The following is a 22962-nucleotide window of genomic DNA, read 5'->3' as shown; positions in this document are numbered from 1 at the left end:
TCAGTGCGTTTCGCTCCGTTGATCTTCCGTAAGTGAAACCGGCTGGTTTTTCGTAGGTGATACCGGCTGATCTTCCGTACGTGGTGCCGGCTGGTTTTTCGTAGGTGATACCGGCTGGTCTTCCGTACGTGGTGCCAGCTCACGCAGCAGTGTGGCCACCGCGTCCGGGGCCGTCCGGCAGAAGTAGTGGCCGAAGGGCCCGAGCTCCGCGAGCCGCGGCCGATCGGAGAACAGCGACCAGTCCGCGTACCTCCGCCGGTGGTCAGGGGTCAGCGGATCGTCCGAGGCGTGCACGACCGTGAGCGGCGCGCGCAGCCTGGCCACGGGCCCCCGTTCGGCCGCCGCCAGCAGATAGCCGTTGGCGGAGCCGGAGTCATGCCGGAAGGTCCTGGTGACGAAGGCCGCCTGCGCGGGTGTGAGCACGTCGAGCCCGGAGTACCCGGTCGCCTCGACGAGCCAGCGCACGATGTCCTCGTCCGTCATCGCGTCCACCCGCTCCATGGACTCGCGGGTGGTCCGGGCGTCGTGCAGCAGTTTTCCGGCCACGAAGACGTGGAGCGGCGCGTTTCCGCCCGCCTCCATCAGGCGTGCGGTCTCGACGGCCAGAGCCGAGCCGACGCAGTGGCCCCAGAGCAGCACGGGCCGTTCGGCGAGGCCGCGGATTTCTTCCGCCACCCGCCGCGCCGCCTCCTCGATGGACAGAAAGGGCTCGTCCGGCCGGCCGGGATCATGGCCCGGCAGCTCCACGCCGTAGACGGCCAGGTCGGCGCCCGCCTTGTCGAGGGCGGTGGCCAGCGGCTCGAAGTTGACGGCGTTGCCGGCCGCGTAGGGAAAGCACACGAGGGCGGCCCGGGCTCGGCCGGGGTCGGCCGACAGCGAGCGAAGCAGACCGAGGTCGGAGTCGGCCCACAGCGAGCGAAGCGCGCCCTCGTTCAGCCGAGCCTCGGCCACCTCACACAGCGGTCCCAGGGTGGAGTTGCGCATCAGGTCGGTGAGTGACACGAGCCCCTCCAGCTCCATGACCACCCGCATGGCCGAGAGCGAGCTGCCGCCGAGCTCGAAGAAGTTGCCGTCGAGGGTGATCTGCTCCAGCGGCACGTCGAGCACCCTGGACCACGCCTCCGCGATGCGCGGTCCCACCGCGCCGGTGGGGTGACGGCTGGGGTGACGGCCCGTCTCCCCTGCGGCGCTCCGCTCTCCGGAACGGTGGAACGTCAGGCGGCGGGGTTCCTGGAGCAGCTCAAGGCCGCCGGGCATGCGGCGTCCGTACACACCTGTGGTGGGGATCGTGACCCCGTTGGCGCTCAGCACGATCCGTCCCGGCGTGGCGAAGGGCACGCGCAGGCCGTGTTCGTCGACGATCCGCGCCCGATAATGTTCGGCCAGCTTCGGCAGGACGCTCTCGCTCTGTTCCACCGCGATCAGCGCCTCGCTTTCCTCGCGAGGCAACAGGTCGGCGAGGTGATGGGGAGCGGCCGGATCGGCTGTCATCTGCTCGAACGCGGCGATGTAGTACGCCCCCATCCGCGCCACCTGCCAGGGCTCGAACAGGTGGGCGTGGTAGTGCAGGCTCAGCCGCACCTCGTCGGTGATGAAGTGCCGGGAGAACTCGGCGCGCAGCACGAACTCCGTCTCCGAGTTGGCCCGCACGTCGAGCAGGGAGAAGCCGTCGAGCTCCTCCAGTTGCCTGAGCAGATAGAAGTGCGTGAAGTTGAAGGCCGTCTCGAACAGCGCCTGTTGTGTCCCCAGGTCGTGCTTCATCCGCGCCATCGGGTATCGCCGCGCGGGGAGCAGTTCGACCTCGGCCCGGTAGACCTCGCGCACGAGGCTCTCCCAGGAGCCCTCGCCCGTGCGCACCCGGAAGGGCACCGTGTTGAGGAACAGGCCGATCGAACGGGTGGCGCCCTCCGCCTCGGGCCGGCCGCTGTGCTCGTACCCGGTCATGACGTCGCGCTCGCCGCTGATCAGGGAGAGGACCTTGACGTGCGCGGCCATCGCGACGTTCTTGACCGGCACGGACAGCGCCCCGGCCAGCGCCACGATCCGGTCGGACAGGCCGCGCGGGAACTCCACCTCGTGGAACACGACGGGGAAGACGTCCGGCGACGCCGATTCCCTCGTGCGGGGCACGTCGGTGAACGTGCTGCCTTCGAGCACGCCCGCCCAGTAGGAACGGTGGCCCTCGTCGGCCAGGGACCGGCGCTCCAGTGCGACGTAGTCGCGCGCGTACCCGTCCGGCTCCGCGTCCGGCAGCGGCCGTCCGTCGAGCAGCCGGTAGTACGTGTCGAACAGCGTGGTGTGCACCAGGGTGATGCTCCAGCCGTCCAGCGCGGAGTTGTGCTGGCTGAGCGTGTAGCGGAACAGGTCGTCACCGAGCACGTGCACGTGCAGCCGGACGAGGCCGGGCTCTGTCCAAGTGAAGCGATGAGCCTTCTCCCGCTCCGCCCATACGTGATACCAGGCGTCCTGTTCGTCCTCGTTCATACCGCGTAGGTCGGCGATGTACAGCGGTGACGGCGCGTCCTCGTGGACGAGTTGCAGGTACTCGCCGTAGCCGGTGAGGTGGTAGCTGGTACGGAAGATCGGGTTCGCGGCGACGATGTGCCGGACCGCCCGCTCGAAGCACCCGGCGTCGAACGAGCTCTGGATCGTGTAGCTGATGATGTCGTGATATTCGACTGTGTTGTGTGACAGTTCGCTCTGAAAGACCAGTCCCGCCTGGAGCTGCGTCATCGGGTAGGCGTCGGCCACCCCAGCCGGGATCTTCGCCTGGTCCTCAGGCGTCAGCAGCTCGAACGGCCGCAGCGGGCGCGTCGCCGGATCCGCGTCCCGCGCGAGCGCGACCAGACCCGCGATGGTCGGATTCTCGAAGAGCTGCTGGAAGGTGAAGTCGAGGCCGCACGCGCGGGCCCTGGCCAGCACGGTGACGAAGTGGATCGAGTTGCCGCCGAGCGCGAAGAAGTTGTCGTGCACACCGACGGATGCGACGCCGAGCACCTCGGCCCAGACGCGGGCCAGGTCCGCCTCCTGCGGCGTGCGCGGGGCGACGTGGTCCACCGCGCGGGCCGGTTCACCGGGGTCGGGCAGCGCGCGGCGGTCCAGCTTGCCACTCGGACTGAGCGGGAACGCGGCGAGCGTGACGAGGCGGGCGGGGACCATGTACTCCGGTAGCGTGCGCCTCAGATGCTCCTTGAGCTCGTCCTCGGGCAGGGGCCCGGCTGCCACGACGTAACCGCACAGATAATCCTGCCCGCGCGGGATGACGACGGCGTCCCGCACGGCGGCGTGCTGCCGCAGCCGCTCCTCGATCTCACCCGGTTCGATGCGGTATCCCCGCAGCTTGACCTGGTGGTCGATGCGGCCCAGATACTCGATGCCGCCGTCGGCCAGCCTGCGGGCCAGGTCCCCCGTACGGTAGACGCGCTGCTCGCCCGCGTGGGGCGCGGCGACGAAGCGTTCGGCCGTCAGGTCGGGGCGACGCAGGTACCCGCGGGCCAGCTGGACCCCGGCGACGCACAGTTCCCCCGGGACGCCGACGGGCTGGGGTTTCAGGTCCGCGTCGAGCACGTGGACGCGCGTGTTGTCGACCGGCCGCCCGATCGGCACCATGTTCTCGCCGCCGTGGCAGGCGTAGTGGGTGACGTCGACGGCCGCCTCGGTGGGCCCGTACAGGTTGATCAGCCGGCAACCCGTGACCACCTCGTGGAAGCGTCGCACGTGGTGCGCCGGCAGCGCCTCGCCGCTGGCGAACACCTGCCGCAAGGTGCCGAGCCGCCACTGCTCGTCCGTTTCCGCGACGAAGTCGAGGAAGGCCCCCAGCATGGACGGCACGAAGTGCATCGTGGTGACGCCGTGCCGCTCGACCGCGGCGGTCAGCGCCTCCGGGTCCCGCTCCGCGCCGGGCTCGGGCAGGCACACCGACGCCCCGGCGAAGGTCCACCAGAAGAGCTCCCACACCGAGACGTCGAACGACGTGGGCGTCTTCTGCATGATGACGTCCGCGGAGCTGATCGGGTACGCCTTCTGCATCCAGCCGATGCGGTTGACGACCGACCGGTGCTCGATCTGCACGCCCTTGGGAGCACCGGTCGAACCCGAGGTGTAGATGACGTACGCGAGATCGTGGGCGCCGCCCTCGACCGGCGGCGTGCTCACCTCCTGCGCGTAGGCCTCCTCGTCCATGAGGTCGAGGACGGCGACGCCGTCGCCGACCAGCTCCAGGTGGCGGGGCTGGGTGAGGACGAGGCCGGCGCCGCTGTCGCCGAGGATGTACGCGATGCGGTCGCGCGGGTTGCCCGGGTCGATCGGCAGGTACGCGCCCCCCGCCTTCAGCACGGCGTAGACGGCGACGAGCATCTCCGGCGAGCGATCCGCCAGCACGGCCACGAGGTCGTCGCGGCCCACGCCGCGGGCGCGCAGCGTGTGCGCCAGGCGATTGGCGCGCGCGTTCAGCTCGGCGTACGTGAGCAGGAAGCCGTCACCCACCACGGCCACGGCGTCAGGGGTCGCGGCGACCTGGCGGCTGAACAGCTCGTCGAGCCGCACCGTGTCCTCGAAGGCGGCGTCCGTGGCGTTCGCCTCGTCGATCAGCGCCAGATCGTCGTCGGATCGCAGGTCGAAGGCGGCCATCGCCGTGTCGGGCGCGGCGCTGGCCTGGTCGAGCAGCATCACGCAGTGCGTGAGGAGCCGCCGGGCGGCGCCGGGGCCGTGCGTGCCGGTCCGGTGCCGCAGTTCCAGAGCCAGCCCGGCCTGCCCGCGTACGAAGGCGAAGGCGAGCGGGAAGCCGGGCCGCCCGGCGGGTTCCGCCTCGTCGCGGACCGCGTCCACGAGCACGTCGGCGAAAGGGTCGTCGCCCTCCCCCGCCGCGGTCCCGAACTCGGCGGCGAGCAGCTCGAGCGGGTAGTCCTGGTGGTCGATCGCGGCCCGCAGCCGGTCCCCGACCTCGCCCAGCAGCCCGCGCAGCGTGGTGTCCCGCGTGACCGGCAGCCGCAGCACCAGCGAGGAGGCCAGCGGCGCGGGACTGCCGGGCACGGGGACGGGAGGGGTGGCCAGCACGGACTCCTCGCCGCCGCCGTAACGCTGGAGCAACGCGCCCAGCACGGCGATCAGCACGGAACGCAGGGCGAGGTCCTCGCCTCGGGCCAGCTTGGCGAGTCTGGCGGTCAGCTCGGGGCCGAGGTCGAGCGTGGTGACCGCGCGCCCCGCCTCCCCTGCCGGGCCACGGTGCGTGTCGGACGGGAAGCCGGCGCGCTCGGGCAGCGCCGCGAGCTGGGCGCGCCAGAACACCCCCTCGCGGCGACGCTTCGCGGCCGCGACCTTGAGCCTGCCCAGGGTCTCGATGGACTGCATGGCCCCTCCAGTTCAGAAGTCGAAGTCGAACGCGAGCGCGGGCAGGCCGGGCCGGGCCGAAGGCGCCCGGCCGAGCTCGCCGAGCGGCGTGTCCGGTTCGGCGAGTGCCGCGTCGAGCAAGGACAGGAACTCGTCACGGAACGTCTCCACGGTGGGGCGCAGGAAGAGGTTCGTGGCGTACGCCAGCCGGGCGTCGTACCCTTCGGGCGAGTCCTCGACCTGCAGGTCCAGGTCGAAGATCGTGCGCCGGGTGGCCTCCGGCCGCCACCGGGGCCGGCCGCCGAGGAAGTCCACCTCGTGCAGCCCCGTGTCCTGCATCGCGAAGAACGCGTCGAAGAGCGGGTGGCGGCTGAAGTCATGCTCGCCCCGCATCGCCACCAGAGCGTCGAACGCGTGATCCTGGTGGTCGCCGGCGGCCAGCGCGTGCCGGGCCACGGCTCGCAGGTACGCGCGGAACGGCAGCTCGGGGGCCGGGGAGGCCCGCAGGCACAGGGTGTTCACGAACATCCCCTGGACCCGGTCCACCCCCGGCAGGTGCCGTCCGGAAAAGGGCGTCCCGACCGTCACGTCGTCGCCCCCGCTCACCTGCCCGAGGAAGACGGTGTAGACGGCCAGGATCACCTGGAACGCCGTCACCCCCTCGGCGCGGGCCAGCTCCCTGACCGCGTGGCTGCGTTCCGCGCCGAACGCGAACGACAGGTGGTCCCCCTCCGTCCGGCGCACCGCCGGCCGGGGCAGGTCGATGGGCAGATCGAGAGGTTTGACCGGCCGCGCGAACGTCTCGGCCCAGAAGCCACGCTGGGTCTCGGACAGCGCGCGCCGCTCCGGCCCGTTCGCCCACTGCGCGAAGTCCCGGTAACGCAGCTCCACCTCGGGGAGCGGCTCGCCCCTGAGCAGCGCCGCCCACTCGGCCATCAGGAGGGCGAGCGAGTGGCCGTCGGTGAGGAGGTGGTGAACGTCCAGCACCAGCCGGGTCCCATGGTCGTGCCGCGCCAGGGCCGCCCGCCACAGGGGAGCCTGATGGACGTCGAAGGCGCGGATCCACCGCTCGGTCCAGCCGTCGAGATCCGCACCGCGAAACAGGCCGACCTCGTCCAGCGTCGTACGGAGCGCCTCGTGAACGCGCTGGTACGGCTGCCCGTCGTCGCCCACGGCCACGTCGGTGCGCAGGATCTCGTGCCGTTCGACGAGCGTCGAGAGAGCGGCGCGCACCCGTCCGGCGTCCATCCGGCCGGGGAGGTCGACGACGATCGGCAGGTTGTACTGGGTGCTGGAGGGGTCCTTGACCTGCTCGACATAGACGCCCTTCTGCTGGGGTGACAGCGGGGTCCGCTCGCCGGCCTGGCACGGACGCGGCCCCACCACGTCGGTGCCGTCCGCGGCACGGACCAGGTCGGCCAGCGCTGACACCGTACGGACCGCCAGCACGGCCGAGACCGGGCAAGCCACCCCGAACCTCTTCCGCACCCTGGCGGCCAGCCGGGTCGCGGTGAGCGAGCTGCCGCCCAGCCGGTCGAGCGGATCGTCGACGCCGATCCCGCGCACGCCGAGGACGTCCTCCCACAGCTCGACGAGCTCTCGCTCGAGCTCGTCCCCAGCCGTCCGGCTGCCCGCGGGGGTCGGCTCGGGCAGAGCGGCTCGGTCCACCTTCCCGTTGACGTTCAGCGGCAGCGCGGGCAGCACCACGATCTGGGCGGGCACCATGTGAGCGGGCAGCACGCGCCCGAGCTCGTCCCGCAGTCGCTCCGGTTCCAGGGAATGCCCACCCGAGACGTACGCGCGTAGGTGACCGTCGGACGAATCAGGCGCGCGCCGCTCCACCACCACCGCCTCGCGCACGCCGGGGCGGGCCAGCAGCGCGGCCTCGACCTCGCCCGGCTCGACGCGCAGACCACGCACCTTGATCTGGTGATCCGTCCTGCCGAGGAAGTCGATCGACCCGTCGGGCAGTCTGCGCGCCCGGTCGCCGGTCCGGTAGAGCAGCTCTCCGGGCCGGAAAGGGTGGGGGACGAAGGCGTGCTCGGTCAGGTCGGGGCGCCCGTGGTAGCCGAGCGCCAGCCCGTCGCCGCCGACGTACAGCTCTCCGGTGACGCCCACGGGAAGCGGCTGCCGGTCCTGGTCGAGCACGTACGCGGTGGAGTTGGGCACCGGGCGGCCGATGGGCACGCGGGCGCCGATCGGCTCACGAACCTCGTGGCAGGTGGAGATGACCGCGTTCTCGGTCGGCCCGTACGCGTTGACGAGCCGCAGACCCGGATTGGCCCGCAGCACGGACCTGGCGTGCTTGGCCGAGAGCACGTCACCTCCGACCAGCAGGTCCCGCAGCGGCCCGAACACGGTCGGGTCCTCGTCCGCGAGCTGACCGAACAGCGCGGAGGTGAAGAGCGCCGTGGTGATGCCCCCGTCCGCCAGCGCCCGCTTCAGCTCCGCGCCGTCGAGGAACGTCTCCCGATCGAGGATGTGCACGGTCCCACCGCGGAGCAGGGCGGCCCAGGTCTCCCAGACGGAAGCGTCGAAACCGGTCGCCCCGATCTGCGCCACCCGGGCCGTGGAGTCGAGCCGTACATAGCCGACGCCCCGCACCAGACGGACGATGCCGCGATGCGGGACCAGGACGCCCTTGGGCCGTCCGGTGGTCCCCGAGGTGTACATCAGGTACGCGACGTCCGACGCGCCGCCCGGCACGGGGAGGTCGGCCTCGGGTTCGGCCGACCAGTCCTGGGCGTCCACCGCGATGGCCTGCCCGCGGGCCGGCTCTCGCGTGGTCAGCTCTCGTGTGGCCAGCTCTCGCGTGGTCAGCAGGAGGCCGGCGCCGCTGTCCTCAATCAGCTGGGAGATCCGATCCGCTGGATGGGCGGGGTCCATCGGCAGGTAGAACCCGCCGGCCTTCAGCACGGCGAGCGCCGCGACGATCAGGTCGGGGGTACGCGGCAGCAGCAGCGCCACGGGTTCGGCGGGACGCAGCCCTTCACGGCGTAACCTCTGGGCCAGCAGCGTGCTGCGGCGGTGCAGCTCGGCGTAGGTGAGCGTGGTGTTTCCGTGCACCACGGCCGGGTGGCCGGGCGCCGCCTCGGCCTGCTCGGCGAAGAGCAGCTCGACGCGACTGTCTCGGGGATAGTCCGTGGCCGTGTCGTTCCAGCCGTCCAGCAGCCGCTCACTCATGGGAGATCACCCCCGCGAGGCCGCTCACCGTCGGGTGCAGGTACAGCTCGCGCATCGGAAAGGCGGGCAGGCCGCGGTCGCGCATGGCCGCCGCCACCCGCATGGCGTACAGGGAGTTGCCGCCCAGCTCGAAGAAGTTGTCGTCGGGGCCGACGGGCACGCCGAGCACCGACTCCCACACCGCGGCGAGCGCGCCCGCCAGCTCACCTGACGGAGCCCGGATCGGCGCGGCGGGCGCGACGAGCGGCACGGGAAGCCCGCGAACGTCGAGCTTGCCGTTGGCGGTCAGTGGCAGCGTGTCGAGAGGCGTGATGGTGGCGGGCAGCATGTGCTCCGGCAACAGCTTGGCGGCCCGTTGCCGCATCGCCGCCGGATCGCCGCCGGCCGGCGCCACGTACGCGTCGATGCGCGCTCCCGCGGCGTCCCGATCGCCGTTCAGCACCACGGCGGCCGCCGTGATGGAAGGGTCGGCCAGCAGGACGTTGCGGATCTCGTCCAGCTCGATGCGGAATCCGCGCAGCTTGACCTGGGTATCGAGACGGCCGAGGTGCTCCAGCCGGCCATCCGGCAGCAGCCTGCCCCGATCGCCGCTGCGGTAGACGCGGCCCACGGTGAAGGGATCGGTCAGGAAGCGCCGCGCGGTCAGCTCGGGACGGTCCAGGTACTCCAGGGCGACCCCGCTTCCCCCGACGTGGATCTCGCCGGGGACACCGCACGGCACGGGACGGCCGCGCTCGTCGAGGACGTACAGGTGCCAGCCGGGCAGGGCGTGCCCCACGGACCGTGACCCGGTCATCGCCTCGCGGCGGGTCACGTTCTGCGCCGTCACGTGCACCGTCGTCTCCGTGATGCCGTACATGTTGACCAGCCGGCACAGGTCCTCCGGATACCGGTCGAACCAGGCCCGCAAGGGCCGGGCGTCCAGCGGCTCACCGCCGAAGACCACCAGCCGGACCGCCAGCCGCTCCTCCTGCCGCCAGTCGGCCTCCATGAGCTGGGCGAACGCCGACGGCGTCTGGTTCAGCACGGTGACGCGCTCGCGCGCCAGCAGCTCGCGGAACTCCTCGGGCGAGCGAGAGACCCAGTACGGCACGACGACCAACCGGGCGCCGGTGAGCAGCGCTCCCCAGATCTCCCAGACGGAGAAGTCGAACGCGCTGGAGTGGAAGAGCGTCCAAGTGTCACCCGGACCGAGCTCGAAATCGTCGCGGGTGGCCGACAGCAGGGCGACGACGTTGCGATGCGGCACCACGACGCCCTTCGGGCGCCCGGTCGAGCCCGAGGTGTAGATGACGTACGCGGCCGCACCCGGCCCGCGCCGCCCTTGACCCGCACGGCCCGCCTCGCTCCCATGGGTCTCCAGCTCCTCGGGCCGGACCACGCTCGCCGGCCCGCCGCCGGGAAAATCCTTGTCCGCAAAGTCCTTGTCCGCGATGACGACGCGCAAGGCCGCGTCCTGGGCCGTGAACGCCAGCCGGTCGGCCGGGTACGCCGGATCCATGGGCACATACACCGCGTCCGCCTTGAGCACGGCCAGCATGGCGACCACGAGATCGGGCGTGCGTCCGAGGCAGATGCCGACGCGCTCCCCCGGACGCACGCCCCGGTCGAGGAGGGCGGCGGCGAAGCGGCCGGCGCGCGCGTCCAGTTCCGCGTAGGTCAGGGAGTGGCCCTCGCAGGTGAGCGCCACCGCGTCGGGGTGCTCCGCCACGCGGGCGGTGAACACGTCGTCGATCCGTTCCGGCCGCCCCTCCAGCCGCCGTGCCGGACGGCCGAGGGCGATCATCTGCCGCGTCTCCGCCTCGTCCAGCAGCTCGACGTCGGCGGGGACCAGGTCGGCGGGCGCGTCGGCCAGCTGCTCGTAGGCGCGGGCGACATGGCGGGCGAAGCGCCTGGCCGAGTCGGCGTCCACGTCTTCCAGCCGGTGGTGGACCACCAGCTGAAGGCCGCCGTCCGCGCTACGGCCGGGCACGATCGTGAGCGGGAACGGGGCTGTCTGGCAGGGAACGTGCCTGCCGGACCCGCCCTCCGCCGGCCCGTCGGTGACCAGACCGGCCACGACCCGGCCGCCGGTCTCGGCGAGGAGTTCGGCGTACTGCCGCCCGTCGCACCGCCCGCCGTCGCCGGCCAGGGCTTGGGCGGTCTCGGCCACCAGCTCGCCCGCGGTGCGCCCGCCCGAAAGGTCCAATGCCAGCAGGAGCCCGGCGTCGTACGCACCCAGCGCTCCTTCCGGCCGCTCGGGCACGGGGCCGAGCACGCCGACGACCGGGTTCTCCTGGTTCTCATACCGCCCGAGCACCAGCCCGACCGCCGCCGCCATCGTGGCCGACACGTCCGCCCCGGACTCGCTCATCGCCACGGTGACCAGGCCGGTACGGTTACCCGCCGCGTCGTCGCCACTGGCCCACGCAATACGTCCGGAAAAATCCGCTTCCCGCCATCTTTTGAGCGTTTCGGCGTCCGCAGCGGCGACGATATGACTCGCCGTCTTGCCGGTGAATTCCTCAAACCGAGCCCGCCCGGTGAGTACATCGGCCACGGTGCGCAGCGACAGCGCGTCGAGATTGGCGCGATGGGCGACGAGCACGAGGTCGGCGGGCCCGTCCGCGTACCGCAGCAGCACCGCGCGCAGCAAGGCGCCCTCCGCGTCCAGAGGTCGGTGCAGTTCGGCCTCGACGCGGCGGCGCGCCACCGCGGAGTCACAGGCGGCCGGAACCCGCTCGCCCCAGAACCGGGGCAGCCGCTCAGGCGTGTCCCCCCACCAGGTGCGGACCGCGCGTTCGAAGAGCCCGGCCAGCCGGGTGGCATCAGCGCCGTCGGGCAGCCTGACGCACCAGGCGTGGCAGTGCGCGGACGGCGAGCAGCCTGAGGGGATGAGACCTGAGAAGGTGTGGGACGAGCGGTCTGGGGGGATGAGATCGGTTCGGGGCACGCGGTGATCTCCAGAGCGTGGTCGTGGCGAAAAGGCGGGCGTCAGCGTGCCGTGAAGCCTCCGTCGACGGTGAGCACGCTGCCAGTGACCTGCCGGGATTCGTCGGAGGCCAGCCATACGGCGGCCGAGGCGACGTCGTCCGGCTCGATGAGGGCGTTCATGGGCTGGGCCTGCACGAAGGCCTCCTCGTGCTCGTCCGCCGGCACGTCGAGCGAGCGCGCGATCTCCGCCAGCATCCGGCCCTCGACCTGCGAGTCATCACGGACGGAGCCGGGGCACAGGGCGTTGACCCGGACCTTGCGCGGGGCGTAGTCGAGCGCGACGGCCTTGGTCAGGCCGATGAGACCGTGCTTGGCGGCCACGTATCCGGCGAAGTGCCGATATCCGACCAGCCCGGCGGTCGAGGCGACGTTGACGATGCTGCCGGAGCGCTGCTCGACCATCAGCTTGCCGACCGCGCGGATGGCGCGCCACGCCCCGGAGAGATCGACGTCGATCATCAACTGCCACTCGTGCTCGTCGATCTCGTGCGCCACCTTGCCGGAAGGGGCGGCGATGCCCGCGTTGTTGACGAGGATGTCGATGCGGCCGAAGCGCCCGACCGCCATGGACACCGCGGCCTCGATGTCGTGCGTCTCCCGTACGTCGGCCTGCCTGGTCAGGACGGAGACGCCGAGCTCCCGGCAGAGTTCGGCCGTGTATTCGAGCTGACTGGCGGAGCCGAGCGCGTACGGCACCCCTGGCAGGTCGCGGGCGACGTCGAGCAGCACCAGGTCGGCACCTTCCCGCGCGAACAACCGGGCAGTGGCCCGGCCCAGCCCGCGGGCCGCGCCGGTGATGACGGCCGTCTTCCCGGACAGGCGCATCGTCACCGCTCTTCCGGCGTCGCCAGGTCGGCTCCGATCAGCCGCAGCAGGGGAGCGGGGTCATCGGCCAGGTACATGTGCCCCCCGTCGAGCTCGGCGGTGTTGAACCCGGCGCTGGTGGCCCGCTCCCACTGGGCGATCATCGCCATGTCCACCAGCTCGTCGTCGAGGCCGTGTACGGCGGTGATCGGTGTGGACAGCGGCTTGTCGGACTGGGGCCGGTAGCTCTCGTGCAGTTCGACGTCGGCGCGCAGCATGGGCAGCAGCAGCGCCCGCATCTCCGGGTCCTCCAGGGCCGGGTGCGAGTATCCGGCGAAGGAACGGATCCGCGCCAGGAACGCCTCGTCGTCCAGGCCGGTGGCGCGGCTCTCCCGCCCGCTCCACGGCCCAGGGGAGCCGCTGACGTACAGGCGGGCGAGCCGCAATCCGGTCACGCCGCTGAGCCGGTGGGCCAGCTCGTAGGCCAGCACGGCCCCGAGGCTGTGACCGAAGACGGCCACCCGGGAACCGGGGCCGATGCGCTGCAGCACCTGCGAGCACGCCTCGTCCGCGGCGCGGGCGGCGTCGGTGTGGGGAGGCTCGACGAAGCGCTCCTCACGACCGGGCAGTTGCACCGGCACGATGCTCAGGCCCTCGGCCAGGTAACGCTGCCATCCCTTGAAGAAGGAGGCGCCGGCCCCGGCGAAGGGCAGGCAGATGAGGTAGGTGGGTTCCATGATCCGTTCTCCCGTCTGTGGACGGTGTCTCGGCTGTGGGGGGTACGCCTCGCCCGTCCGGCGCCGATGGTCTTGGCGCTGCGAACAGTCGCGAAGCGTGACCGAACGTATGTATCCTTGATCGATAGCGTCAAGATCCACATCGCCGATCTAACAAACACTTAAGGTTCAGATGTGACGCGCGGGGTCATACTTGCCGCAGGACGTCCTTGATCGTCGAATCTCTAGCCGAACATCCCTCTGCGTGCCACAATGCGGGGCACCGCAGCGATCATGACCACATGACCCGATGCCGCCTGGCCCATCGGGCGCGGCTTGGGAGGGTGGGCCTCGGGCGCCTCCCTGCGCTCGCGGATCGAGCACAGGGCGACGCTTGAGGGGAGCACATGGTTAACTTTGACCCGCGCGCCGAGGTCGACGCGTTGTCGCAGCTGATCTCGACGATCATGAACGCCATGAAGGCCGCCGGCAACGACAACGACGAACGCCAGCTGGCGCAGATGTCCGAGGCGTGCAGGCAGCTGGCCGGCAGCCTGGAGTCCGTGGGCGACAAATACATCGACCCGGCCGTGCAGAAGGGCCGCAAGCAGTGGACCGGCGGCGCGGCCACGCACCACCAGGAGATGGTCGACACCTACTTCGACCCGGCCGAACGGCAGGCGCTGGTCAAGAGCCTCGGCCACGTGTCGGAAGTGCTCCTCATGGCCAAGGAGGCCACTCACGAGACCAAACGGGCGTTCCGGGAGCTGCTGAAATCCATCCTCCAGGCGGTGGCGATCAGCGTGGCCCTGTCCATGTTCACGGGCGTGATGGGCAGGTGGGCCGCGTGGATGGCCAGAGCCAAGATCGCCGCTCAGGGCGCCGGTCTCGCGGCCACCATCCTGGCGCGGCTGATCTGGTTGCTCAAGAAGATCGCCGTACCGCTGCGCAAGCTGGCCGAGCTGATGAAGAGGCACAAGTCCCTCAGAAGGGCCTTGACGGTCTTCAAGTCGCAGAACTGGGTGCTGAACGGGACGCAGGGCCTGAGTTTCGGTAAGACGGCCCTGGCGTCCTGGCGGAGCTACTCCAAGATGTTCGTCCTTCAGATGGGCGCGGGCCAGCTCATGTTCGTCGGCTTGGGCCGGAAGATCAAGGGCCAGTCGTTCTTCGCGCCCTTCGGCCTCCAGTACGCGGAGATGGTGAATTCCGCGGCGATATCGTCGGCCTTCCCCTGGGGCCGCGTCGGCTGGGACAAGGCGAAGAAGGCGTACGGCGCCAAGGCCCTTTTCGCGGCAGGCGCCATCACGGGAACCGGCTACACGATCGCCAACGACCGGCTCGAAGGCAAGACCGTGGCGCAAATGGCCAAGGACATCGGCAAGGTGGCGGTGCTGAACGGCGGCTGGGGCGCCCTGAACGGTTCGGCCCTCCGTAAGTTCGGCGTCACCGGCGACTTCCAGGTCCAGCTCTTCAACTCCACCGGCGCGATCATCCCCGGCACCGCCCTGCGTAACCTTCCCCCACCCATCGGCGTCCCCTACAAGCAGGCGGTCCCGCCCGTGCACATCGACCATGGGAAGTATCCGGAGCCCGACATTCCCCCATCGATGGAACGCCGACCGGAGACCGGCACCGCTGCTCCCCGGCCATCGTCCTTCCAGGTCGCAGGGCAGGACACGCTGTCCGGGATCGCCAAGCGGATCTACGGCAGCGAGAAATACTGGACCGAAATCTACAACGCCAACCGCGATGTCATCGGTGCTGACCCCGGGGCCCTGAAACCAGGCACGACACTGAAACTTCCGAATCTGAAGTGACCGACTGGAGAATGCGATGACAGGAAAAAACCAGGAAGTCGGATACTCGGCGGAAGACCTGAAGGCGAGCGGTAAGGCCACCGATGACTCGACGAGCCTGCTGTCCGCTCCCCGAAACGCTTTCGCCGCGGCGGCCAGGCCGACGTCCACCTGTTTCGGCCTGCTCCCCGAGGGCTCGCATGAACTGGCCGACGACTATCTGAAGTTCTACACCAACACCATCGACTGGATGGACGCCCTGATGTGGAACCTGAACAACGCGGGCCTGAACCTGGTCCAGACCAAGAAGAACTACGACCGGACCAACCCGGTCAGATAACTCCTCAAGGGAGAACATGAGTTCCGACGACCCCAAAAACATCTACCGGGACGAACTCCACCGAATCTCAGAACAAGCCGAACAGGCGCACAGCCGCCTGAAGAAGGCCGGCGGCGGCTTCAAGGACGTCTACGGCGCCGGTGAGAGCGCCGACGGCAAGGTCAGGGCCCGCACCGACTCCAGCGGTCGCGTCACCGAGGTGCGCCTCGACCCACGCGCGATGAAACTGAGCAGCCAGGACCTCGGCGAAGAGGTCACCCTCGCGGTGATGCGGGCCCAGGACGACTGCGAGCGGCGCCAGGAGGAACTCCTGTACGACGCCGTCGGCCGGACGGCGCCTTCCCCTGACGCGGTCATGACCCAGTTCGAGGAGGTCATGCACACCTTCAACCGCGCCATGAACAACCGCGAGACCCGACTCGACCAGATCATCCGAGAGATGGACGAGCACTAGGCCGACCGCGGCTCACCGTGATCAGGAGACGCGGTCGGCTGATGGCTGTCGAGATCAGCGCGAAGCGCGGTTGACCGCCGAGATGATCGCCTTGAGCGAGGCCGTCGTGGTGTTGGCGTCGACCCCCACCCCCCACAGCACCCGGCCGTCGACGTCGCACTCCAGGTAGGACGCGGCCTTGGCGTCGCTGCCCGCGCTCATCGCGTGCTCCACATAGTCGAGGACCCGCACCCGGATGCCGACCTTGGCGATCGCGTCGATGAACGCCGAGATCGGGCCGTTGCCGACGCCCTCGATCTCGCGGATCTCGCCGTCGAGCCGTACGTCGGCGCCGATGCGGTCCTTGTCGTCGCCCGCCGACTCGTGGCGGTGGGCCATCAGGCTGAGGCGGCCCCAGCGGTTGGCCGGGTTGGGCAGGTATTCGTCGCGGAAGATGGAGTACATCTGGGCCGAGCCGATCTCGCCGCCCTCGGCGTCGGTGCGCGCCTGGACGACCTTGGAGAACTCGATCTGCAGCCGTCGCGGCAGGTCCAGCTGGTGGTCGGCCTTCATGATGTAGGAGACGCCGCCCTTGCCGGACTGGCTGTTGACCCGGATGACCGCCTCATAGGTGCGGCCGATGTCCTTGGGGTCGATCGGCAGGTAGGGGACGGCCCAGGTGAACTGGTCGACCGGCACTCCGGCCGCGGCCGCGTCGGCCTCCAGGTGGTCGAAGCCCTTCTTGATGGCGTCCTGGTGGGAGCCGGAGAAGGCGGTGTAGACCAGCTCGCCGCCCCACGGGTGGCGCGGGTGCACGGGCAGCTGGTTGCAGTATTCGACGACGCGGCGGATCTCGTCGATGTCGCCGAAGTCGATCTGCGGGTCGATGCCCTGGGAGAACAGGTTCATGCCCAGGGTGACCAGGCAGACGTTGCCGGTGCGCTCGCCGTTGCCGAACAGGCAGCCCTCGATGCGGTCGGCCCCGGCCATGTAGCCCAGCTCGGCGGCGGCCACGGCGCTGCCGCGGTCGTTGTGCGGGTGCAGCGACAGGACGATCGAGTCGCGGTACTTCAGGTGGCGGTGCATCCACTCGATCTGGTCGGCGTAGATGTTGGGCGTGGCCATCTCGACCGTGGCCGGCAGGTTGACGATGACCTTGCGCTCGGGCGTCGGCTGCCACACGTCGTTGACCGCGTCGCAGACCTCGACGGCGTAGTCCAGCTCGGTGCCGGTGAAGGACTCGGGCGAGTATTGGAAACGTACGTCCACGTCGGTCGCGTCGGCGAGCTTCTTGACCAGCTTGGCGCCCTCGACGGCGATGGCGGTGATGCCCTCGCGGTCCTGCCCGAACACCACCCGGCGCTGCAGCGTGGAGGTGGAGTTGTACAGGTGCACGATGGCCTGCTTGGCGCCCTCGATCGACTCGAAGGTGCGCTCGATCAGCTCGGGCCGGGCCTGGGTCAGCACCTGGATCACCACGTCGCCGGGGATCCGGTCCTCTTCGATGATCTGCCGGATGAAGTCGAAGTCGGTCTGGCTGGCCGCGGGGAAGCCGACCTCGATCTCCTTGTAGCCCATCTTCACCAGCAGCTCGAACATCTGCAGCTTGCGATGGGCGTCCATCGGGTCGATCAATGCCTGGTTACCGTCACGCAGGTCCACCGCGCACCATCGCGGCGCTTCGGTGATGACCCGATCAGGCCAGGTGCGATCGGTCAGCCGGATCGGTTCGAACGGCTGATAACGCTGGAAAGGCATCGGGCTGGGCTGCTGAGCGGTCATGTCGGGAGCTCCTCGTCGGTCGAAAGAAAAGCGGCCGACGCGCATGGCTCGCTCCGCGGCGAGGGAGCCGGCCTTAGTGGCCCCCGCCGCGGCAGCTAAGAAGGAGGCCACGCAGCATGCTTTGCACGCTACCAGACGTCTCGCGGTAAACCGTCCTTGATCTCACATGATGAGAACCGACAGGCAGGTGACGCAGCCTTCCAGTTTCTCGAACTCCGAGATGTCCACCAGCGTCACCTCCAGCCCGCGTTCCTGGAGCATCGCGCAGGTCCGCGGCGCGGAGGCGGCCATCAGCACGCGGTCGCCGCCCAGCGGCACCACGTGCGCGCCCGACTCCTCGGCGGGCACGAGCAGTCCCGGCAGGTCCGCCCGGTCGGGGTCGCCGATGAGCGTGCCGTCCGGCAGCGCGGTGACGGCCGACTTCAGGTGCAGCACGCCGTTCAGGTCCACGGGCACCACCTGCCGCTCCGGCAGCAACGCGGCGAGCTGGGTGATCCCCTCGTCGTTGGTCCTGCCCGACCTGCCGACGTACACGGTCCTGCCGACCTGCAGGACGTCGCCGCCGTCGAGCGTGCCGGGCCGCGCGATCCTGACGGACTTGACCCCGAGCTCCCGTACGAGGGCCGCCACGGTGTCCACCTCGGGCCGCCGCTCGATCGCCCCCGGCCTGGTCAGTACGGCCAGCTGGTCGCAGACCACGACCATGTCCTCGACGAAGGGCCCGTCTGGCAGGTCGTCGGCCGCCTCCACGTGGCGTACCTGCCACCCGGCCCCCTCCAGCGCGGCGACGTAGCGTTCGTGCTGGTCAAGGGCCCGTTCGTGATCGACCGGTGCGCGCTCCACATGCGTGACGATGCCCTCGGAGATCCGTGGGCCGGGCTTTCTTACCAGCGCGATACCAGGCATAGGCCGTGTTCTATCACGTAGTCACTACAGTCTTGGACATGCGGGACAACGAGATTCTCACCAAGATCAGTGACCTGGTCACCGAAGAGCACGAGCTGCGCGGCAGGCTGTCGGCGGGCGAGGTCAGCTCGGACGAGGAACACGCACGGGTCAGGGAGCTGGAGACGGCCCTCGACCAGTGCTGGGACCTGCTCAGGCAGCGCAGGGCGAGGAGGGACGCGGGCGAGAATCCGGACGGCGCCAAGGCCCGGCCGGCCGGCGAGGTGGAGAACTACCGGCAATGACGGGAAAACGGGCCTGATCTCACCGCTCCGTTTCCTTGATGTTAAGCGGACGTTAGATCTAGCCCGTCTCCCCTTGTCGGAAGAACCTTCTGCGGAGAGGCTCTGGCCTGCACCTACTCCCCCCAGGCCCCGCACAGGAGGTAATCCAGTGAGCCAACCCCGCGTGCCGTGGAAGGCAGTGATCGGCGGTTCCGTCGGCAATCTGGTCGAGTGGTACGACTGGTTTGTCTACAGCAGTTTCGCCGTCTATTTCGCCGCCTCCTTCTTCCCCAATGGCAACTCCACCGCACAATTGCTCAACACCGCGGGCATCTTCGCCGTGGGCTTCTTCATGCGCCCGATCGGCGGCTGGCTGCTCGGCCGCTACGCCGACACGAAGGGCCGCAAGGCGGCGCTGACCATGACGGTCACGCTGATGTCGCTGAGCGCGCTGCTGATCGCCATCGCCCCGACGTACGCGTCGGTCGGCTACTTCGGCGCCGTGGTCCTGCTGATCGCCCGCCTCCTGCAGGGCATCTCCGTGGGCGGTGAGTACGCGGCCAGCGCCACGTACCTGACGGAGGCCACTCCGGCGGGCAAGCGCGGCTTCGCCTCTAGCTTCCAGTACGTGTCGATGACCGCCGGTCAGCTCGTCGGCCTGGGCCTGCAGATCATCCTGCAGAACACGATGACCAAGGAGGCGCTCAACTCCTACGGCTGGCGCATCCCGTTCATCATCGGCGCCCTCGGCGCGGCGGTCGTGTTCTACCTGCGGCGCAACCTCCTGGAGACCGAGGCCTACGACGAGGAGGAGCAGGGCAAGGAGGGTGAGAAGAGCGAGCGCGGCACCATCAAGGCGCTGATGGCCCACAAGAAGGAAGCGCTGCTCGTCATCGCCCTGACCATGGGCGGCACGGTCGCGTACTACACCTACACGACCTACCTCACCAAGTACCTGGTCAACACCGCGAACCTGCCGAAGGAAACCGCGTCGCTGGTCAGCTTCTCCGCGCTGTTCATCTTCATGTTGATCCAGCCGCTGGCCGGTGGGCTGTCCGACCGGATCGGGCGCCGGCCACTGCTGATCACGTTCGGCATCGGGTCGATGCTCGGCACCGTACCGCTCATGACCGCGCTGTCCAGCGTCTCCGGCTTCGTCGGCGCGTTCATCCTGTCGCTCGTCGGCCTGATCATCATCACCGGCTACACCTCGATCAACGCGGTGGTCAAGGCGGAGCTGTTCCCGACGCACATCCGGGCGCTCGGCGTGGCCCTGCCGTACGCCATCGCGAACGCCCTGTTCGGCGGCACGGCGGAGTACGTCGCGCTGTGGTTCAAGTCGTCGGGCATCGAGTCCGGCTTCTACTGGTACGTCTCGGCCTGCGCAGCCGTGTCGCTCGTGGTCTACCTGACCATGCGCGAGACGCGCGACGTGGCGCTCTCCCGCTCGGAGCGAGAGGGAGCGGCGGAGTCTGTCTCCGTCCGGGCCTAATCTGGCCTGATGCGAGTTCTCCTGGTCGAAGACGACGATCGACTCGCCTCCGCGCTCACCACGGCCCTCGCGCGCCACGGCCACCAGGTCGCGCGCGCGGGGCTGGCGGTCGACGCCCTCCGCCTGGCGGGGGGCGTCGACTTCGTCCTACTGGACCTGGGCCTGCCCGACATGGATGGCCTTGAGGTGCTGCGCCGCCTGCGCCGGGTGTCGGCGGTGCCGGTCATCGTGGTCACCGCCCGCACGGAGGAGCGCGAGGTGCTCCGCGGCCTGCGCTCCGGGGCCGACGACTACCTGGTCAAGCCGTTCCGTACGGTCGAGTTGATGGCGCGCATGGAGGCCGTGATGCGCAGGGGCACCCGCCCGATGCCGACGCGGGACCACGTGGTGAGCGTCGGCGATGTGCGCATCGACCTGGAGGCCAGGCAGGTCACCGTGTCGGGTGAGCAGGTGACGCTGACCAGGCGCGAGTTCGACGTGCTGGCGCTGCTGGCCCGCGAGCCTGGCGTGGTGCGCAGCCGCGAGGAGATCCTGGACGAGGTGTGGGGCGACCCGCTGCTGTCGGCCTCCCGCTCGCTCGACGTGCACGTGGCCGGGCTGCGGTCGAAGACCGGCCGCCCGCACCTGGTCGAGACGCTGCGCGGCACCGGCTACCGCCTGGGTTCCACGGCGTGAACTCCCGCCTGGTGGTCACGTTCACCACGCTGATCGTGTTCCTCATCGCGGCGCTGGCGGTGCCGCTCGGCTTCGCCTACGCCTCGCACCGTACGAACCGGCTGCTGCTCGACCGCCGCGCCGACGCCACCCGCTTCGCGGAACTGGCCGACCAGGCCGCGCGCGACGACGACCGCACGGCGCTGACGGCCGAGGTCGTCCGCTACGCCGACCTGTACGGCGCGGCCATCCGCGTCCGCGACAGGGACGGCATGATCGTGGTCACGGCCGGCCGCTTCGAGGGCGACGACCAGGCGGAGACCCGGCTGGCGCTGAGCGGCCGCACGACCGAGGACCTGCCCACGATCAGCCCCTTCGGCCCCGCGAAGGTCCTGCTGGCCGAGCCGGCCGGCCGCGACGCGCAGCTGTCCGGCGTGGTGCTGCTCCAGGCCCGCACCGACCAGTCGCGGCTGGACGTCTCGCTCGTCTGGGGCGCGCTGGCGCTGGGCGCGCTGATCGCGCTGGGCTACTCGGTGCTGGCGGCCAGACAGCTGGCCCGCTGGATCCTGCGCCCGGTGACCGAGCTCGACCGCACCACCCGGGCCATCGCGGAAGGCCACCTCGACGCGCGGGCCCATCCGGGTGCGGGGCCCTCGGAGCTGCAGCGGCTGGAGGAGCGGTTCAACGCGATGGCCGACGCGGTGTCGGGGGCGATGGAGCGGCAGCGGGCGTTCGTGGCCGACGCCTCGCACGAGCTGCGCACCCCGCTGACCGTGCTCGGGCTGCGGCTGGAGAACCTGGAGCCGCACCTGCGCTCCGACGGCACCACCGAGTTCGAGGAGGCCATGGCCGAGCTCGACCGGCTGGCCCTGCTGGTGGAGGACCTGCTGGCGCTGGCCAGGGTGGAGGCGGGCGCGGGCACCGAGGCCAAGGAGATCGAGCTGCGGCCCCGGCTGGCGGTGTGGCGGGAGGTCTACCCGGCCAAGGACCTCACCCTGCGGGTGGAGGTGCCGGAGATGTCGCTCGTGCCCGAGGCTGCGGCCAGGGTGGCGGACATCGCGCTCGACAACGCCCAGAAGTTCGTGCCCGCGGGCGGCACGGTGACGGTCACGCTCTCCGACGGCGTCCTGCGGGTCGCCGACGACGGGCCGGGGCTGGCCGAGGAGGAGCGGGGTGACGCGCTGGGCCGGTTCTGGCGGTCGGGCGCGCACGCGAACGTGCCGGGCAGCGGGCTGGGGCTGGCCATCGCCACCGAGCTGGCCAAGTCGTGCGGGGCGACATTGAGCCTGCTGCCCGCCGTACCCCATGGGCTGGTCGTGGAGTTGCGGCTGGCTGAGCCGTACACGGACCTGTAACGCCGGCTCAGTCGTAGACGGACCTGAAGTAGCGGGCGGCGCCGGGGTGCAGGGGGACGATGCCGGTGCCGATGGCGTAGCGCTTGTCGAGGAGGCCGCCCGGCGCCGAGGGGGCCTGCAGGCGGTCGCGGGCGCTGAAGAGCGTCTCGGTGACGGTGTAGGCCACGTCGTCGGACAGGGCCTGACGGCAGACCAGGTAGCTGGGTGTGCCGACGGTGGGGACCGGTTTCGAGCTGCCGTACACGCCCGCGGGGATGGTGGCGTGCTCGTAGACCGGGCCATAGATGCGGCGCAGCATCGGCACGAACGGCTCCAACGAGACGATCCTGATGCCGCCGAGTGAGGCGAGCGCGGGGGTGGGCACACCGCCCGACCAGAAGAACGCGTCGATCACACCGTCGACGAGCGCCTTGATCGACCCGTCGAGGCCAAGCCTGGCGGTGATGTGATTATGTACCCCGGCGGCGTCGAGCACCCGTTCGGCGGTCACGGCGGTGCCCGATCCGTCGGCGCCGATGGAGACCTGCCGCCAGGCCAGGTCCTTGGGGGCGAAGATGTCCGAGTCGGCGCGTACCACCAGATGGACGTAGTTCATGTACATCCTGGCCAGCGCGGCGACGGGCTGGTGGCGCACGCGTACGGCGTCGTCGGCGCTGTCGGCCAGCGAGAACCCGAGGTCCGCCCGGCCGTCGGTGAGCATGGTGAGATTCTGGACGCTGGCCGCGGTCTCGATCACCTCAACGGTGAACCCGTCGCGCCGTAACTCGGCAGCGAACCGGTCGCCGAGCGCCCCGTACGGCCCACCGGCCAACCCGGTCGCCAGCCGCAGTGAGCGCTGCTCCGAAGCGGTGACCGAACAGCCCGCAGCGTTCAGCGCGGCGAGCGCGAGAAAGACACGGCGGGACATCGGCACAGGTTCACGTTATCGAATCAAGCA

Annotated in this window: 15 protein-coding genes; 7 read left to right on the top strand and 8 right to left on the bottom strand. The window is 70.2% G+C overall.

The annotated features are described in order from the left end of the window. Genes AB0B61_RS08070 through AB0B61_RS08050 form a run of 5 tightly spaced genes read right to left on the bottom strand, consistent with a single transcriptional unit; the run spans position 1 to position 13025 of the window. Complete coding sequence (locus AB0B61_RS08070; RefSeq protein WP_358429485.1) at positions 1 to 5349, bottom strand: amino acid adenylation domain-containing protein; 5349 nt, start codon at positions 5347 to 5349, stop codon at positions 1 to 3. Positions 5350 to 5361: 12 nt separating this feature from the next. Next, complete coding sequence (locus tag AB0B61_RS08065) at positions 5362 to 8511, bottom strand: amino acid adenylation domain-containing protein (RefSeq protein WP_358429483.1); 3150 nt, start codon at positions 8509 to 8511, stop codon at positions 5362 to 5364. Beyond that, positions 8504 to 11443: an amino acid adenylation domain-containing protein gene (locus AB0B61_RS08060; protein ID WP_358429481.1), complete on the bottom strand. Its 2940-nt coding sequence runs from the start codon at positions 11441 to 11443 to the stop codon at positions 8504 to 8506. The genes AB0B61_RS08065 and AB0B61_RS08060 overlap by 8 nt, the downstream gene beginning before the upstream one ends. A 41-nt stretch (positions 11444 to 11484) precedes the next feature. Continuing rightward, a complete protein-coding gene (locus AB0B61_RS08055) occupies positions 11485 to 12309 on the bottom strand; it encodes an SDR family oxidoreductase (RefSeq protein WP_358430419.1) in 825 nt (274 codons plus the stop codon). A gap of 2 nt (positions 12310 to 12311) precedes the next feature. Continuing rightward, entirely contained in the window at positions 12312 to 13025 is a 714-nt protein-coding gene (locus AB0B61_RS08050; RefSeq protein ID WP_358429479.1) for an alpha/beta fold hydrolase, read from the bottom strand. Between the two features lie 386 nt (positions 13026 to 13411). Between AB0B61_RS08050 and AB0B61_RS08045 the strand changes: the two genes are divergently transcribed. The 3 genes from AB0B61_RS08045 to AB0B61_RS08035 are packed head-to-tail and all read left to right on the top strand — an operon-like array spanning position 13412 to position 15594. Next, positions 13412 to 14821 carry a hypothetical protein gene (locus AB0B61_RS08045; RefSeq protein WP_358429477.1) on the top strand — a complete coding sequence of 470 codons (1410 nt, stop codon included), beginning with the start codon at positions 13412 to 13414 and terminating at the stop codon, positions 14819 to 14821. A gap of 16 nt (positions 14822 to 14837) precedes the next feature. Then, positions 14838 to 15140, top strand: coding sequence for a hypothetical protein (locus AB0B61_RS08040; protein WP_358429475.1), 303 nt, complete (start codon positions 14838 to 14840; stop codon positions 15138 to 15140). Positions 15141 to 15156: 16 nt separating this feature from the next. After that, positions 15157 to 15594, top strand: a complete 438-nt coding sequence (locus tag AB0B61_RS08035; protein ID WP_358429473.1) for a YbaB/EbfC family nucleoid-associated protein — start codon at positions 15157 to 15159, stop codon at positions 15592 to 15594. Between the two features lie 54 nt (positions 15595 to 15648). On the opposite strand, the gene leuA is transcribed toward AB0B61_RS08035, so the two are convergent. After that, complete coding sequence (gene leuA, locus AB0B61_RS08030; RefSeq protein ID WP_358429471.1) at positions 15649 to 17355, bottom strand: 2-isopropylmalate synthase; 1707 nt, start codon at positions 17353 to 17355, stop codon at positions 15649 to 15651. A gap of 162 nt (positions 17356 to 17517) precedes the next feature. Further along, positions 17518 to 18261, bottom strand: a complete 744-nt coding sequence (ddaH, locus tag AB0B61_RS08025) for a dimethylargininase (RefSeq protein ID WP_358429469.1) — start codon at positions 18259 to 18261, stop codon at positions 17518 to 17520. A 38-nt stretch (positions 18262 to 18299) separates the two neighbouring features. On the opposite strand from ddaH, the gene AB0B61_RS08020 reads away from it, so the two are divergent. The 4 genes from AB0B61_RS08020 to AB0B61_RS08005 all read left to right on the top strand — a co-directional run bounded on the left by AB0B61_RS08020 (position 18300) and on the right by AB0B61_RS08005 (position 22025). Further along, positions 18300 to 18545 carry a DUF2630 family protein gene (locus AB0B61_RS08020; protein ID WP_358429467.1) on the top strand — a complete coding sequence of 82 codons (246 nt, stop codon included), beginning with the start codon at positions 18300 to 18302 and terminating at the stop codon, positions 18543 to 18545. A 148-nt stretch (positions 18546 to 18693) separates the two neighbouring features. Further along, positions 18694 to 20016 carry an MFS transporter gene (locus AB0B61_RS08015; protein ID WP_358429466.1) on the top strand — a complete coding sequence of 441 codons (1323 nt, stop codon included), beginning with the start codon at positions 18694 to 18696 and terminating at the stop codon, positions 20014 to 20016. 9 nt (positions 20017 to 20025) lie between these two features. Further along, the gene (locus AB0B61_RS08010) at positions 20026 to 20691 is read left to right on the top strand and encodes a response regulator transcription factor (RefSeq protein ID WP_357947318.1); all 666 of its coding nucleotides are present in this window, start codon (positions 20026 to 20028) and stop codon (positions 20689 to 20691) included. Beyond that, positions 20688 to 22025 carry a HAMP domain-containing sensor histidine kinase gene (locus AB0B61_RS08005; RefSeq protein ID WP_358429464.1) on the top strand — a complete coding sequence of 446 codons (1338 nt, stop codon included), beginning with the start codon at positions 20688 to 20690 and terminating at the stop codon, positions 22023 to 22025. Before AB0B61_RS08010 ends, AB0B61_RS08005 begins: the two co-directional genes overlap by 4 nt. 7 nt (positions 22026 to 22032) lie before the next feature. Here AB0B61_RS08005 and AB0B61_RS08000 read toward each other — a convergent pair whose 3' ends face one another. Further along, a complete protein-coding gene (locus tag AB0B61_RS08000; RefSeq protein WP_358429462.1) occupies positions 22033 to 22932 on the bottom strand; it encodes a TAXI family TRAP transporter solute-binding subunit in 900 nt (299 codons plus the stop codon). Between the last annotated feature and the right edge of the window lie 30 nt (positions 22933 to 22962).

The sequence above is a fragment of the Nonomuraea sp. NPDC049158 genome, assembly GCF_040648335.1.
GTDB lineage: Bacteria > Actinomycetota > Actinomycetes > Streptosporangiales > Streptosporangiaceae > Nonomuraea.
Note: the sequence above shows the minus strand (reverse complement) of the source record. Positions and strands in the feature narration are given on the sequence as shown.

What these genes read in the sequence shown, in the direction of transcription:
- AB0B61_RS08010 (WP_357947318.1), top strand. Translation starts at nt 20,026, where the DNA reads ATGCGAGTTCTCCTGGTCGAAGACGACGATCGACTCGCCTCCGCGCTC.
- AB0B61_RS08050 (WP_358429479.1), bottom strand. Translation starts at nt 13,025, where the DNA reads ATGGAACCCACCTACCTCATCTGCCTGCCCTTCGCCGGGGCCGGCGCC.
- AB0B61_RS08020 (WP_358429467.1), top strand. Translation starts at nt 18,300, where the DNA reads ATGCGGGACAACGAGATTCTCACCAAGATCAGTGACCTGGTCACCGAA.
- AB0B61_RS08070 (WP_358429485.1), bottom strand. Translation starts at nt 5,349, where the DNA reads ATGCAGTCCATCGAGACCCTGGGCAGGCTCAAGGTCGCGGCCGCGAAG.
- ddaH (WP_358429469.1), bottom strand. Translation starts at nt 18,261, where the DNA reads ATGCCTGGTATCGCGCTGGTAAGAAAGCCCGGCCCACGGATCTCCGAG.
- AB0B61_RS08000 (WP_358429462.1), bottom strand. Translation starts at nt 22,932, where the DNA reads ATGTCCCGCCGTGTCTTTCTCGCGCTCGCCGCGCTGAACGCTGCGGGC.
- leuA (WP_358429471.1), bottom strand. Translation starts at nt 17,355, where the DNA reads ATGACCGCTCAGCAGCCCAGCCCGATGCCTTTCCAGCGTTATCAGCCG.
- AB0B61_RS08035 (WP_358429473.1), top strand. Translation starts at nt 15,157, where the DNA reads ATGAGTTCCGACGACCCCAAAAACATCTACCGGGACGAACTCCACCGA.
- AB0B61_RS08055 (WP_358430419.1), bottom strand. Translation starts at nt 12,309, where the DNA reads ATGCGCCTGTCCGGGAAGACGGCCGTCATCACCGGCGCGGCCCGCGGG.
- AB0B61_RS08040 (WP_358429475.1), top strand. Translation starts at nt 14,838, where the DNA reads ATGACAGGAAAAAACCAGGAAGTCGGATACTCGGCGGAAGACCTGAAG.
- AB0B61_RS08045 (WP_358429477.1), top strand. Translation starts at nt 13,412, where the DNA reads ATGGTTAACTTTGACCCGCGCGCCGAGGTCGACGCGTTGTCGCAGCTG.
- AB0B61_RS08065 (WP_358429483.1), bottom strand. Translation starts at nt 8,511, where the DNA reads ATGAGTGAGCGGCTGCTGGACGGCTGGAACGACACGGCCACGGACTAT.